This is a genomic window from Dictyobacter kobayashii (assembly GCF_003967555.1).
GTDB classification, from domain to species: Bacteria; Chloroflexota; Ktedonobacteria; order Ktedonobacterales; family Ktedonobacteraceae; genus Dictyobacter; species Dictyobacter kobayashii.
In genome coordinates this window covers 3,703,777-3,717,845 of record NZ_BIFS01000001.1, presented here as the reverse complement: position 1 = coordinate 3,717,845, position 14,069 = coordinate 3,703,777, and the positions used below count along the sequence as shown (strand labels likewise).

Genomic DNA, 14,069 nt, shown 5'->3' with positions numbered 1-14,069 from the left:
ATATTTAACGTAAAATAGAATGTAGGGAGAGAATGCGTGCATAATATTTGCTTGCACGGCAGGTGTGCTCCTCTCATACAGGGCTTTTCAATCCCGTTTCATACAAACTGAGAACAACAAACGCACAGACAATCTCAGACATGTTTGTCGGTTTTACACATCAAAGGAAGAAAACACGATGGCAAAAGCACTTGGCGGCACACAACATATACATCAAACCACCACGAAGGCGACCACGTTACAAACGATCTGGGCATTGCGCTTCACGATCGGTCTGGGTATTATATTATGTGCGCTCATCTCACTTGTAGGCACAAGCTGGGATATTCAATGGCATCTCTTTGTTGGTCGGGATCGCACACTGATCCCGCCTCATCTTATGATGCTTACAGGCATAACATTGGGTGGTCTCCTGGCATTAACAGCCGTCTGCGTAGAAACAATGGTGGTCCGGCGTAAACCCCAACTAGCACAGTATAGCACACAATTCGCCGGGATGTTCTATAGTTCGTTGGGAACCTATATTGCTGGCTTTGCGGCTCTGGATGCAGCGATCGCTTTTCCACTCGATAGCTACTGGCATTCGCTCTATGGTATCGATGTGGCGCTATGGACTCCATTTCATGTCATGATTCTAGTGGGAATGGGTAGTATGCCCCTGGGAGCCGCCTATATGCTGCGCTCAGCAGGACAACTGGCGCAGATTGGTGGACATAGACGTAGCGAACAACTCAGTAAAATTTTTACCTGTATAGCGCTTGGCCTGGTCCTGAGTATCTTTACTATCCTGCTATCAGATGCCCTCACGCTGACTAATTATCTCAACCTGATAGTATTTAAAGTTAATCTCTATCCCCTACTGGGAGGTTTGTTGACTGCCTTTATCTTTATGGCGGCCCAGACCGCTGTTCGGAGCCGCTTTGCCGCCACCACAGTCATCCTGGTCTACATCGTGATGGCTGTGCTCTTTACCCTTTTTGTACCACCAGCCACCAGCTACCTGGTCGGAGTAGAACACTTACAATACCGGCGCGCCCTAAACGCATTCGCCTTTGTTTCAATCCTGGCAGTACGCCTGTGGCCGGTATTACCGATCCTCCTGGCACCCTGCTTTGATCTATTGCTCAACCAGGCCCGACGGCATAAATGGTCCTGGCGCCGCCTGCACTGGAGTAGTGCGCTACTCTGCCTGGTGGCCTGTATCCCCATGACGGTCTTTCAACTTAACGCGGCGCTTGTTGTGGCTAACCGCAGCGGACTGCTGGGCTCACTGCTTGCCTTATTGCTCGGTTTAGTCGGTACCTATGTTGGAACGACGCTGGGCAGACAGACCGGTGAAATTATTCAGCAAGGGGATGCCCAATAACCTGGTAGGAATGCTGCCTCAGGGCACCCTGAGCCCTCTCATTTGGAACTATCTTCTATATAAGCCGTATACAGATAGAGAGGTAATCGCAGACGAAAACCAATTAAACAAGATTTGGAGTGAGCACCATGATTTTACATGTAGGAGAACGTGTCTTCTGGGGTGCCCCGGAGGTCATTTATCTGGAAGGTACTGTTGTCTCACTGAAACCTGCAGAGCAAACGGCTGTCGTGCATATTGAACGTGCGACTCCCTATTCTGCCCATTTGATCAATAGTGATGTACCATTCGCGGCCAATGGCCTGGTTCCGTTGAAGGGTGAAAGCCTCCCGGGGTCACGGATAAGCGCAGTGCGGAGCGGCTGTCACCCCCTCAATTGAGCGATGATGAGAAGGTGCGACGTACAGCAGCCACCGCGATTCATCAAATTTATGGTTACAAATTACCACCCGATCAAGAGGGTGCATTGATTGACCAGGTCAAACAAGAACTCGAGAAGGACCCCGCAAAACGGGCCCAGATCATTTCATCGATGGATGAGATTTTGAAGCGCGAATGGTAAGAGGCAATCAGGGGCGGTACGTTTAAATCTGACTATCGCTCCTGCCACAGTCCTTGCTATATTTACAAGCAAAGAAATGAAAGCACGATTCTTTCCCCATAAACTTTTTATCCACCCTCCTGGCCTTTTTATAGACAACGACCATAAATCAGCATATACTAATAGTAACATTATTATTCTCTACGGAGCAATTTTTGCCATGAAGTGTCAACAATGTCAGGCACAACTGAGCCCACAGGCGCGTTTCTGTCCCCATTGCGGCACACCAGTTCAGACACAAGAGCCGCTGGGAAAAGAGGAAATTGCATCAGTTGAGCAGGCGCAGCCGGAAGTGGAACACGAGCCAGAACCTGATAATCCTCCTGAGAGCGCAACCGTCAGGGTATCACCTTACGCCAGGCGTATAGCGCGTTCATGGCGAAAAGCACAGGGAGTGGGGATCCCACCAGTTCGTTCCAAACCCATTGTAGTTACTTCACCGCTTGCCAATGACGGGCCTGCCGAGGCTGCGACAGCAGCGCAGAAGGACGAACCGGCCGCAGATAAACCAGTCGCACAGCTAGCTGAAGCGCCCACACCTGCACCTGCGTCTACAAATGAGCAGGAGGACAAACTGACAATCCCGGAGCAACCTCCGACCGTCGTAGAACTGAATGCTCTGCACCTCTATGCCAGTGTGCCACTTCCCTATGCACCAATTGCCCCTGAGCATCATACCGAGGAACTACCTACTCAACCAATATCGATCAGCAGCATAACTCATCCAGAACTATTTGAAACAGCAGAACAACAGCAAGTTAAGCCACAAGACAGATTGTCACCTTTGCAGCAGTCCCTCCGTTACTATATTATAGGTTAAACACAACGACGAAAGGGTCTCAAATGCTTCCAGCTGTTATCAACTCAGCCACTTCAAAAGGTGAAGCCCCACGCCGTAGGCGGGGCAAAGGAGGCTGTGTTCTGGGCTGCCTCACCACCCTGGTCCTGCTATTAGTTATCCTGGGCGCAGGCTGGATCTTTATCCTCCGCCCTTATGCACATAATATTGCTCAAAGCGAGTTGGACAAAGCTATGACATCAGCCGTTGATCAGATGCCAACGAGCCAACTCACGAAACTGCTGCCACCAGGCTCTACCTTGCCAATTAATGAAAGCGCAATTAATAACTTGATTGTGCTCAACCTGGCACCATCCAATCCGGTACAAAAACCAGAGACCACAATCACGCCACAGAGTATACGTATAGCTTTTCAGGTCTATGGTTATCCATCAGCGATCAGTATGGTACCGACGCTGGATAATAATGGACGGCTCGTAGCCAATAATGTTAATGTCGAAGGCGTACTAGGTTTGATTATGTCACCCGATGAGCTTAAACCATTACTCGACAAACATTTTTCTGATGCCCAAAATAAACTCGGTCGAACCCTTAAATCCGTCAAGCTAACTGATCAACAATTGAACATTACGCTATAAATACGAGCGACAAAGAAAAGGCGTGGATTGTTTGCCCACGCCTTTTCTTTGTCGCTCATAGCTGATGGTTATGAGATCTTTTGCTTGCGGTTCAAGCGGCGGCGTTTCCACTTACTCCAACCCACGGCAATGCTGGGTAAAAGTAGCATGCTAGCAGTACTCAGAGGGTTTGTACGCTGTTCGGATGGAACGGCAACCTGGGCCTGTTGGGAAGTAGCAGCCGCAGTTGCTGGCTGAGCATGACGAATGGGACACAGGGTATTGCCAGTAGCTACGGTTGGGGGTGCAGCTACATTGTTATAGACAGAAGAGACTCCAGGTAAGAAGCCAAAATTATCCTGCCCCAGGGGCCAGTAGACCAGGGAGGCACGCCCGATAATGTTCTGCTGCGGCACGCAGCCCCAATCCCGCGAATCAGAGCTCCCATTGCGATTATCACCCAACACAAAGTAGGCTCCCTGCGGAATAGTCATATTGCTGATGGGGGATAAGGATTACCCTGGCGCTGCGGATCCACATACGTCTCGCTGAGTTGCTTATTGTTGACGGTGACGCGGGTGTCTTGTATCGAAATAACGTCGCCAGGTAGACCAACAATACGCTTAATATAATCCTGAGAAGGATTGGGGGGCGCGACGAACACTATCACATCTCCACGTGCAGGCTCGTGAAAAAAATAGGACCATTTGTCTACAATGACTAACTCCTGGTTGTGTAAGCTGGGCTCCATACTCATACCATCAATGTTAAAGTTCTGCACTGCGAGGCGAATCACAAGAAACATTAAAACGGTTAACACCAGGGTTTCTATAATTTCACGGACTAGTCGATATCGTTTTTCAAAATCAAATTCTAAATCCACCGATTTTCCTCTGCACTCTGGCTGGTATAAATGACTATTTCGACCAGAATAACGCTACCAGTGTTTGTAGATAGCCCTGGTAGATGCTAGCCTGTCTGTATGTTCAATGTGTATTAAATAATGTACATTCGCATACAAACAAATTGGTGGCTGATTAGCCTGCCAAACACAAGGGACTTTTGCTTACTTTATGTATCATGCTATGTCAACGTTTCTTTTTATACCCTGAGCATACCAGGAAAATCCCTGGTATAGCGAAGAATATCATTCCTTCCTCCCCAAAGGTACTACCCTTTAATGGAATATTGCCTGACAAAACATCTGTTTTGGCGGCATTGGTCGAGACGTGGGCAAAGACACCGGAGACATCTGGTAAGAAGCCACTGTTCCCATCGTTCAATGGCCAGTAAATAAGGGCGGCACGCCCAATAATATTCTGGCGTGGCACAAAACCCCAAAGGCGTGAATCAGAACTATTCTTGCGATCATCCCCATCACAAAATATTGGCCATTGGGTATAACTCTATTCACAATGGGTTGATAAGGATTTCCCTGATCGTCAGGGGAAACATAGGTCTCTTGTAAAACAGTGTTATTGATTTTGACGGTCGTACCTTGAATGGTAATCACGTCCCCTGGAACCCCAATTATACGCTTGACATAATTCAAACTTGGATCAGGAGGAGCCACAAACACTACCACATCGCCACGAGCTGGTTCGTGCAAATGATAAGAGACCTTATCCACCATGATCCGCTCTTTATTATGCAAACTTGGTTCCATACTAGGGCCGTCGACATCATAATTCTGCACAGCCAGATTAATGATGACAAACATCAAAATTGTAAGGATAACCGTCTCGATAATCTCGCGCATGAGGCGACGTTGTTTGTCAAATTCTTTTTTGTCTTTCAAACCATTCACCTTGTACTTACAGTGTATATTAAACAGCATTCTGATGAGGACTATCAGACGCCTGTCTGAAACAACCCGACCTTCAGCAGCGCCCATCTTTATTATATATGTCCTCTAAACCTGAACTCCACATCAAACGTGTTACACTTGCGCCTCTAATTAAGTATACAACTTTGAGCTCTTAAGGTTGTGAAAAGTGCATGAGTTTTCTGGCTAAAAACACCACCTATAAAACTCTCTTATGATTGTGCAGTATATCAGGTTGGAACGTCAACAATAGATGGGATCAATCTGGTCGTACATTTCGTTTAAAAAAGCCAATATTTCAGCTAAATGCTGGACAAATCATACACTTATTATGCATTTTTTCTTCTGAAAGGACAAATTGCGATCATTCTATGGTAGGCTTAAACATATTGAATAGTTACGAATGAGGAGCCGCTCACAATGGAATTAACCAGCCAACAGAAACAAGCGTTTTTTGAGAATGGCTTTGTTAAGTTGCCAAATATTATTCCGACATCACTGGTTCATAATGCATTGCATGCTATCAATGCATCTCTGGGGTCAAAGGGTCTGGACCCTGCTCAGCTCCCGGTTTTTCGCACGCGCTCATTTTGTCCAGAGTTACAAGATACAGCGGCGATTACCGATCTTTTGACCGCTTCACCACTATGGAGTGTGGCTGAATCAGCGATTGGTAAGGATAGCATTAAACCGGTGCGCTCGGGGCAGATTGCCCTGCGTTTTCCTACCGATGGTCCCGCCAGAGTAGGTGGCCCTCATCTCGATGGCATGCATAGCCCTCTCAATGGAGTAAATGAAGGGGTCATTGGTAATTTTACGGCTCTACTTGGTGTCTTCCTGAGTGATATTCCACAGCCGTTTATGGGCAATTTTACGGTGTGGCCCGGAACCCATCGGCTCTACGAGCAGTATTTCCGCGCCCATACGCCTCAAAGCCTGCTACAAGGTATGCCTGACACCCCATTACCGGAGCCACAGCAGGTTACGGCCAGCGCGGGAGATGCTGTCCTGGTCCATTATCAGCTTGCGCATAGCATCGCGGCCAATACATCACCGTTCACGCGCTACGGTATCTTTTTCCGCCTCTCACATGTCGAGCATGATTCCCTGCACTGGGATTGCATGACCGATATCTGGCGTGAATGGAGTGGCATGCGCGAAGTGGTCAGCGCCGCCAGAAACTAAGCTTCTGTTGCGCGGATACTATGTGTATTTTCTTCAAAAGATTCTACGGGGAATATGGTATACTCTACCTGTTCCCCATCCTCATTTCTCAGTTCCTATGGATCGCGCATATTGGAGGCTATAAGGAATAGACCGGCCAGCAGGTTTGTTTTATTAAGAGAGTGATATGTGGAGGAGGCATTTGTGGTAGCGCAAATCAAACCAGGCGTAGACACGCCCATCTATCCGTTCCACACGGCCTTTTTTTTCCTATCTATGACCTGTCACAGGACCCCTTGACGTCAGTAGAACAAGTATAGTAGTGTATATGGAACGTTTGTTTGTATCAACGTTTATGGCCCAACAATACTTTATACGCAAAAGAATACCAGACGATACCAGACAGGCAGACAGGCGTCTCTGCGGACAGTGTGTCTTCGTACTCTATGAAAATAATCAGTTAGTAACGGGTGGATTGAGAATATGCCCCAAGATAAGATCGTGATCCGTGGTGCCCGCGAGCACAACCTGAAGAATATTGATGTGACCATTCCCCGAGATCAGCTCGTGGTGATTACTGGTCTTTCCGGTTCAGGGAAAAGTAGCCTGGCGTTTGACACTATTTTTGCCGAAGGGCAGCGTCGTTATGTCGAGTCTCTCTCGGCCTATGCGCGCCAGTTCCTGGATAAAATGGACAAACCCGATGTAGAGCATATCGATGGACTCTCCCCGCTATCTCCATCGATCAGAAGGGGGCATCCCATAACCCTCGTTCGACCGTAGGTACCGTCACTGAGATTTATGACTATCTACGCTTGCTCTATGCACGTATCGGACATCAGCATTGTCCTAAGTGTGGGCGAGAAGTGAGCCAGCAAACACTGCAACAGATTGTGGATGCAGTCTTGAGTTTGCCGGATGGCTCGCGTATCTTGTTGCTGGCGCCACTTGTACAGGGACGCAAGGGCGAATATAAGAATATCTTTGAAGAGATGCGTCGTTCAGGCTATGTGCGTGTACGCGTAGATGGCAAGATTCTGGATCTAAGCGACGAGATCGAGCTCGATAAGCAGAAGAAACATACCATTGAGGTGGTGGTGGATCGTCTGATAATTCGTAAGCAGAAGAAGCAGGCAGATGAGGAACTGAATGGGAACGCACCCCTGAAAAAGGTGGCCGAGCCCGCTGCTCTTTACGAGGTCAATGCTGCCAGGCAATCTCATGTAGATGAAGATGGAATTGCCGAGCCAGATATTCCAGCTATCATCCATGAAGAGATCGACCCAGCCTTCCGCCAGCGTATCTCAGATTCATTGGAAACTACGCTGAAACTGGGGAATGGCGTAGTACTGGTAGCCGTGGTTGATGGGGAAGAGATTCTCTTCTCTGAAAAGGCTTCCTGTGTCTATTGTGGTATCAGCCTGCCTGAGATCGCGCCCCGCACATTCAGCTTTAATAGCCCTCATGGCGCCTGCCCAACCTGTACCGGTCTGGGAACACAATTAGAGATCGATACCGAACTGATTGTGACCAATCCCGATCTGAGTATCCTGCAGGGTGCGATCGCGCCCTGGAGTAAAGTGGTCAATGGTAGCCAGTGGTATATGGCGACACTGGAGGCCCTGGCCCAGCGTTACCATTTCGAGCTGAACAAACCCTGGAAAGAGTTGAGTTCCGACATTCAGCAGAAACTCCTCTATGGGGATGATGAGCCTTTAAGCATTCGCTATACCCACAACATGGTCATACCAAATCCTACACCACCAACTTTGAAGGTGTTATTCCTAATCTGGATCGCCGCTACAAACAGACTGAGAGCGAGGGTGTACGCGAAGATATCGAGAGCTATATGTCGGCCCGCCTGTGTCCAGATTGCCATGGAGCCCGCTTAAAACCTGAAGCGCTGGCGGTCACGGTAGGTGGTCGCAATATCGTACAGGTAACGCGCCTGGCCATCTCTAGAACACAGGCTTTCTTCCATGAGCTTGAAAATGGTTCGGCCGAGGTAACACCTCCCGTTACCCACGTGGCCACCAACGGTAACGGTAAAAGTAAAAACAATAAGAAGGCGACAGGTAATGGTTCACTGCTCGGTGATCCTTTAACGCCGATCCCATTTAAAGGACCACTGCTATTAACAACGCTGAGTGAGCGCGAACGCTTTATCGCACGCCAGGTCTTAAAAGAGATTCGAGCGCGCATCCAATTCTTGCTGGATGTCGGCCTGGATTATCTGACCCTGGATCGTTCAGCAACCAGCCTGTCAGGTGGTGAAGCCCAGCGTATTCGCCTGGCTACCCAGATCGGCTCTGGCCTGATGGGTGTGCTCTATATCCTGGACGAGCCTAGCATTGGGCTGCATCAAAGGGACAACGATCGGCTGATCCATACCCTGGAGCGGCTGCGCAATCTGGGTAACACGTTGCTGGTCGTTGAGCATGATGAAGATACTATGCGGGCCGCTGACTATATCATCGATATCGGGCCTGGGGCTGGTGAGCATGGCGGACATGTGGTCGCGGTCGGTACCTATGACGAGATTGTGGCTAACACCAACTCGATCACTGGTGACTATCTCTCACATCGCCGTCGCATCGAAGTTCCGCAGGAACGGCGCGCCGGCAATGGCAACGTCCTGACCATTCGAGGGGCACGCGAGAACAACCTGAAAAATGTGGATGTAGATATTCCACTGGGTAAGTTTGTAGCCATCACCGGTGTATCCGGCTCTGGCAAAAGTACCCTGATCACAGATATTCTGTATCGCAAGCTCTCACAATACTTCTTCCGGGCACACGACAAGCCCGGTCAACATGATAGTATTGAGGGGCTTGAGCACCTGGACAAGGTGATCGATATTGATCAGTCGCCAATCGGGCGCACACCACGTTCAAATCCAGCAACCTATACCAATGCCTTTACGGCTATTCGTGAGCTCTTTGCCCAGGTACCAGAATCAAGAATGCGTGGCTACCAGGCCGGACGCTTCTCCTTCAACGTCAAAGGTGGACGCTGTGAGGCCTGTAGAGGTGAAGGTATCGTCAAGATCGAGATGAACTTCCTACCGGACGTCTATGTCCCTTGTGAAGTCTGTCAGGGCAAACGCTATAACCGTGAAGCATTGGAGATCCACTACAAAGGCAAGACCATCTCCGACGTACTGGACATGACGGTAGAGGAGGCCTTAGACTTCTTCTCCAATGTACCATCGATCCAGAACAAGATGAAGACGCTATATGATGTTGGCCTGGGCTATATGCGCCTGGGACAGCCAGCTACCACACTATCAGGTGGTGAGGCCCAGCGTGTCAAACTGGCCACAGAATTGTCCCGTAGGGCTACTGGACGCACCATGTATATCCTGGACGAGCCAACGACAGGTCTGCACTTTGCCGACGTAGATCGCCTGCTAGACGTCTTACAACGCCTGGTAGATGCTGGCAATACCATCGTCGTCATCGAGCACAATCTGGATGTCATTAAGAGCGCTGACTGGCTGATTGATCTGGGACCTGAAGGGGGCGATGGCGGTGGTAGCATCATCGCTCAGGGTACTCCTGAAGAGGTTGCGGAGAACCGCAAATCTTATACTGGTCATTTCTTGAAGCGCACCCTCCATGAAGAGATCGAAAATAAATCTAAGCGGGTGCTGACCAGCGTCCCTAATTAAGAAGGGGGGATGCTTCCCATGGTTATGGGAAGCATGTAGTTCTTTTGCGTGCGTGCGCTGACGCGCCCGAGCTGTAATTATAGAGTGTTTTGAGCAGTTTAATCGTATTATTCGGGAGCACAGTTCCGAAACACTCTATAATTTGTTTTGAGCGCCATAATTAAACTATTTATAATAAGGTACGGAATATGCGCTTAGCGCATATTCCGTACCTTATTATAAATACAGTCGGGTGCGCAGCACACGCATGAAAAGGTCTGTGCTGCAATAGAAGGCATTACAACGGGCGTGATCGCGACAAGGACGTATTCACAACCTCGGTTGGTTGACTGGCAACCGAATCTCCATTATTGGAGATCTCATTATTGCCATCTGGCTGCTCACTCGGTGGAGCTTCGGTGACTGGCAATGCATTTTCTGGTCCCCGGGTGCCAGGATCAGATTTGTCCAGTTTGATGGGCAGGCCACGTTTTTGCTGCCGTGAGTCGATCCATATAATCAAGCCGGCCATGGTCACAACAACGAGGGCAATGCCGATTAGCTTGAAGAAGTGTCCAAAGGAGAGGGCCAGGACGCCAAAGAGAATGGTCAGACCATAAAAGATGTAGCAGATCTGCCTGACACTCAAACCTGTAGCCTGTAAGCGATAGTGGAGATGGGTACGATCATAGTGCAAAGGATGCTGACCACGACGAATTCGGTTAATGATCACAATCGCTACATCCATAATAGGTACACCCAGCACCATCAAGGCCAGAGCAATCTTGGCACCACCCATAATTGAAAGGACGGCCAGCGCCAGGCCCAGAAATTGTGAGCCACTATCGCCCATAAACATTTTGGCAGGATTCCAGTTATGCGGCAAGAACCCAGCACGGCACCCGCAAAGATGATGGACAGGACAGCAATTGTATATTGAGCAAGCAACCAGCTAGTGATAGCGATAAAGATGGCCGTGATCGCGACCACGCCACCAGCCAGCCCATCCAAACCATCAATCAGGTTAACCGTATTCATCATACCCACCATCCAGAACCAGGTGAAGATGACAGCCGGAATAGCCAGCAAGCGAATATCAGTATTCTGGATAAAGACGTTGACGGTATTGCCATGATACAAAGGCACGACACCTGAAGAGAAGGACTGAAATGGATTGCTGAAGCCGAAAAGCAGTACTCCATTGAATTTGCCATTGATAAAGGGTCCCATGACAATGATGACTGCAATCGTCTGGGCTAGCAACTTTGGCCATGGCTTTAGAGGCCGGACATCGTCATAGGCATGGATGGCCACAATCAAGGTAGCCGCAGCCAGAAAAAGCCAGTAAACAATCTGCTCTTTTGGTTGTAAATCGGGATTATGTATGTAGAATATAAGGGAAGATATAACAAAAGCCAGAAAGATAGCTACGCCACCTAGTCGAGGAACAGTATCTTGTTTGCGCCCCGGCTCAGCCTTGCGAATCAAAGAGAAACGCCGACTCAATTTAGAAACCACGAAGATCAGCAGATACGATAGTATAAATGCGCAGACCCCGCCAGCCAGCAATAATAAAAAACTAATATCCGGGTGATCCGAGTTAACTGTAGGTGTGGATAATAGAGAAAAAAGTGGCTGGCTATATAAGATATTCGCCAGAACCATGGACATGCCCCCAAATTGGTGGTAGTAACAGACGATTAGTAGCGACGGCGCTACTCATCTATTCGTTCGATTATACGGCTCTCTCCAAGAAAACGCAAACACAGACCTTTTTCAGCGGTGAGTAATGTTGCTACTTTATACCCTGACATGTATTAAACGATCCAACCTGCATAATCTTTCTGGCAATGGACGATGGCCTGTGGCCAGAGCTCCTGCAGAACGCGTGTCAATGGTGTGGCTTGTTGATAGCCGATCTCTAACAACATTACACCTCCTCTTTTTAGCGTACCAGATGCTTTAGCATCTTTGCAGAATCGATACAAGAGATCTAGCCCAAGTGGGCCACTAAACAGAGCAAGGTGTGGCTCATAATCCAAAACGTCGGCGGTCATATCGCCCATTTCGTCCTGCCCAACATAGGGCAGGTTAGCTAACAACACATCAACCGGTTCAGGGAGAGGAGCCAGTAAATCTCCCTTTAATAAACGTACGCGGCTCGATACATGATGACGCTCACTATTCTGGCGCGTAATTTCAAGCGCATCAGGAGAAATATCACAGGCATAGATATAAGGGAGGCGTGGCTCTGCAACGGCGATACTGATAGGGATGGCTCCGCTACCAGTGCCCACATCAGCCACAATTGGAGTGCTCCCCGCCGCAAAACGCTGGTGGATCTCTTGTAATGCCTCCTCCACCAGCAATTCCGTCTCCGGGCGAGGAATGAGCACACGCTGGTCCACGATAAAGTCCAGGCCATAAAATTCTTTGTGCCCCACAATATAAGCTACCGGCTCATGGGCACAGCGCCGACGCAGATAACGCTGGTAGAGTTGCTCTTGCTCGGTAGTTAGCTCTTGTTCGGGATATGCCAATAAATGTGAGCGATCCATACCCAGCACTTCCCCCAATAATACCCGGGACTCCATGCGCCCCCCTGAATATCGGCCTCAGCCAGAGACTGTGCTCCCTTTAGCAGTGCCTCATGCAACGTTGTCATCTTTTTTTATCCTATACTACAATGGTTGACGGCCCGCAAAGCCGCCTTCAAGGGGATGCCAGAACAGAATGCGCTCTTCCCCCAGGCGCCAACATAAATACACTTCCTGTCCATCACGCAAACTCAAGAAATCGATCAAGCCTGTATCAGGATCTTTGAGATCACAATCAAAGTTCTGTAATTCAACGATGGCATCGCGCAGGTTCCCCGCATACTGAGCCATCTTTTCCTGGATCAACAGTATATGCTGCTGTAAATGATGACCATTGCCCATCGCCTGCGCCTGAACGCCTAACAATTCATCCTCCAGATCCCTTATCTGCTGGCGGACCGCTCGAATCTTTTCTAAGATGAGAGAAACTGCTGGTAGGAGCGCCTCGGCCTCTTCGCGTGTAAAATAATGGAACATAAAAGTGACCACCTTTGCCAAATTATATCATTCTACCAAGGGACGATCTTTGCCTTTCAACACCCTGAAAAAATAGCTCTGCTTAAACGTATTTACTTTTATGCGATAGAATAACGTATGCTACTCAGTTATGTAAACGTGACAGTTACTACTTTATTGAGAAAACAGAGAGGTTATCCCTGTTAACAGTTGTGAAACTGTGAGGTTGTCAACCAACCAGATGAATGAGTCGTGTTGAAGATAACTTTTTAAAGTTGCTCACCCCCGATATTATCGGCAGTCGTCGTCATAAGTAGCGTGTATATAATAATATAATCTCTGCACATTGATTATATAAGGAGCATTGGTAGATGAATTTATTCGGCAAGAAAGCAACTGCCCGGTAGAAAAACGTCCAGACGGCTTAGATCGTCTACCACCTGGACAATACCTGACCAAAAAATGGCCAGTTTTAAGCTATGAGCGGACTCCGGAAGGTATGCCCGCCAATTGGAGACTGAGAATTAGCGGCCTGGTTGAACAGCCACTCGAGCTGAGCTGGGAGGAGTTTCTGGCGCTGCCAAGGACGACAATGACCTCAGATTTTCACTGTGTCACGACCTGGAGTCGCTATGATAATACATGGGAAGGTGTGCATATCCGTGAGATTTTGCAGCGCACCAAACCATTGCCCAATGCTCGGTATGTGATGGCACATTCCTGGACAGGCTATACAACCAATCTCCCCTGAAGGATCTGGATGATGATGATGTAATGATTGTGCTTAAACACGATGGGCAACCTCTAGAACCAGATCATGGCGGACCGGTTCGCTTGCTGATACCCAAACTATACGCATACAAAAGCGCCAAATGGTTTGACGGCCTGGAATTTATGGAACGCGATCGTCCCGGTTTCTGGGAACAGCGCGGCTATAGCAACGAGGCCAATCCATGGAAAGAAGAGCGCTACTGGTAGCAGCCTTCAACCGGATC

The 14,069-nt window shown here is 48.7% G+C and carries 12 protein-coding genes and 4 pseudogenes; 10 read left to right on the top strand and 6 right to left on the bottom strand.

Going from position 1 to position 14,069, the window contains the following annotated elements; all coding sequences use genetic code 11:
* Window positions 1-178 precede the first annotated feature (178 nt).
* The 5 genes from EL645_RS16415 to EL645_RS16400 all read left to right on the top strand — a co-directional run bounded on the left by EL645_RS16415 (window position 179) and on the right by EL645_RS16400 (window position 3,404).
* Entirely contained in the window at window positions 179-1,366 is a 1,188-nt protein-coding gene (locus EL645_RS16415) for a hypothetical protein (protein ID WP_126551518.1), read from the top strand.
* Window positions 1,367-1,494: 128 nt separating this feature from the next.
* Window positions 1,495-1,746, top strand: a complete 252-nt coding sequence (locus tag EL645_RS16410; RefSeq protein ID WP_126551517.1) for a hypothetical protein — start codon at window positions 1,495-1,497, stop codon at window positions 1,744-1,746.
* Between the two features lie 14 nt (window positions 1,747-1,760).
* Window positions 1,761-1,928 (top strand): hypothetical protein, encoded by a 168-nt coding sequence (locus tag EL645_RS39320; RefSeq protein WP_161977409.1) that lies wholly within the window; start codon window positions 1,761-1,763, stop codon window positions 1,926-1,928.
* 199 nt (window positions 1,929-2,127) lie between these two features.
* Complete coding sequence (locus EL645_RS16405; protein WP_161977408.1) at window positions 2,128-2,787, top strand: zinc ribbon domain-containing protein; 660 nt, start codon at window positions 2,128-2,130, stop codon at window positions 2,785-2,787.
* Window positions 2,788-2,810: 23 nt separating this feature from the next.
* Window positions 2,811-3,404 (top strand): hypothetical protein, encoded by a 594-nt coding sequence (locus EL645_RS16400; protein ID WP_126551515.1) that lies wholly within the window; start codon window positions 2,811-2,813, stop codon window positions 3,402-3,404.
* A gap of 68 nt (window positions 3,405-3,472) precedes the next feature.
* Here EL645_RS16400 and EL645_RS44235 read toward each other — a convergent pair whose 3' ends face one another.
* The 3 genes from EL645_RS44235 to lepB (EL645_RS16390) form a co-directional block, all read right to left on the bottom strand.
* Window positions 3,473-3,850, bottom strand: coding sequence for a S26 family signal peptidase (locus tag EL645_RS44235; protein ID WP_218031876.1), 378 nt, complete (start codon window positions 3,848-3,850; stop codon window positions 3,473-3,475).
* A 23-nt stretch (window positions 3,851-3,873) separates the two neighbouring features.
* The gene (gene lepB / locus EL645_RS44230) at window positions 3,874-4,266 is read right to left on the bottom strand and encodes a signal peptidase I (protein ID WP_218031875.1); all 393 of its coding nucleotides are present in this window, start codon (window positions 4,264-4,266) and stop codon (window positions 3,874-3,876) included.
* A gap of 396 nt (window positions 4,267-4,662) precedes the next feature.
* Window positions 4,663-5,181, bottom strand: a complete 519-nt coding sequence (gene lepB / locus EL645_RS16390; protein WP_161977407.1) for a signal peptidase I — start codon at window positions 5,179-5,181, stop codon at window positions 4,663-4,665.
* A gap of 447 nt (window positions 5,182-5,628) precedes the next feature.
* Here lepB (EL645_RS16390) and EL645_RS16385 point away from each other — a divergent pair, with 447 nt between their 5' ends.
* From EL645_RS16385 to uvrA, 4 genes and pseudogenes are all read left to right on the top strand, one after another.
* Complete coding sequence (locus EL645_RS16385; RefSeq protein ID WP_126551513.1) at window positions 5,629-6,393, top strand: phytanoyl-CoA dioxygenase family protein; 765 nt, start codon at window positions 5,629-5,631, stop codon at window positions 6,391-6,393.
* Window positions 6,394-6,855: 462 nt separating this feature from the next.
* Window positions 6,856-7,493 (top strand): annotated as a pseudogene (locus tag EL645_RS45475) (excinuclease ABC subunit UvrA); the annotation flags it as partial.
* Window positions 7,467-8,155: pseudogene (locus EL645_RS16380) on the top strand (excinuclease ABC subunit UvrA); the annotation flags it as partial. The pseudogenes EL645_RS45475 and EL645_RS16380, both read left to right, overlap by 27 nt.
* Window positions 8,153-10,042 (top strand): excinuclease ABC subunit UvrA, encoded by a 1,890-nt coding sequence (gene uvrA / locus EL645_RS16375; protein WP_126551512.1) that lies wholly within the window; start codon window positions 8,153-8,155, stop codon window positions 10,040-10,042. The pseudogene EL645_RS16380 and the gene uvrA, both read left to right, overlap by 3 nt.
* Window positions 10,043-10,319: 277 nt before the next feature.
* Here the strand turns inward: uvrA and EL645_RS16365 are convergent.
* The 3 genes and pseudogenes from EL645_RS16365 to EL645_RS16355 form a co-directional block, all read right to left on the bottom strand.
* Window positions 10,320-11,686, bottom strand: a pseudogene (locus tag EL645_RS16365) (MraY family glycosyltransferase).
* Window positions 11,687-11,838: 152 nt separating this feature from the next.
* On the bottom strand, window positions 11,839-12,615 hold the full coding sequence (prmC, locus tag EL645_RS16360) for a peptide chain release factor N(5)-glutamine methyltransferase (RefSeq protein WP_126551509.1): 777 nt from the start codon (window positions 12,613-12,615) through the stop codon (window positions 11,839-11,841).
* Window positions 12,616-12,702: 87 nt separating this feature from the next.
* A complete protein-coding gene (locus EL645_RS16355) occupies window positions 12,703-13,095 on the bottom strand; it encodes a DUF2203 domain-containing protein (RefSeq protein ID WP_126551508.1) in 393 nt (130 codons plus the stop codon).
* Between the two features lie 478 nt (window positions 13,096-13,573).
* Between EL645_RS16355 and EL645_RS42695 the strand changes: the two are divergent.
* Window positions 13,574-14,052 (top strand): annotated as a pseudogene (locus tag EL645_RS42695) (molybdopterin-dependent oxidoreductase).
* The last annotated feature ends 17 nt before the right edge of the window (window positions 14,053-14,069 follow it).

Coding starts and splice junctions, on each gene's coding strand:
- EL645_RS16400 (WP_126551515.1), top strand. CDS start 2,811: ATGCTTCCAGCTGTTATCAACTCAGCCACTTCAAAAGGTGAAGCCCCA.
- EL645_RS16415 (WP_126551518.1), top strand. CDS start 179: ATGGCAAAAGCACTTGGCGGCACACAACATATACATCAAACCACCACG.
- EL645_RS16410 (WP_126551517.1), top strand. CDS start 1,495: ATGATTTTACATGTAGGAGAACGTGTCTTCTGGGGTGCCCCGGAGGTC.
- prmC (WP_126551509.1), bottom strand. CDS start 12,615: ATGGAGTCCCGGGTATTATTGGGGGAAGTGCTGGGTATGGATCGCTCA.
- EL645_RS16405 (WP_161977408.1), top strand. CDS start 2,128: ATGAAGTGTCAACAATGTCAGGCACAACTGAGCCCACAGGCGCGTTTC.
- EL645_RS16385 (WP_126551513.1), top strand. CDS start 5,629: ATGGAATTAACCAGCCAACAGAAACAAGCGTTTTTTGAGAATGGCTTT.
- EL645_RS16355 (WP_126551508.1), bottom strand. CDS start 13,095: ATGTTCCATTATTTTACACGCGAAGAGGCCGAGGCGCTCCTACCAGCA.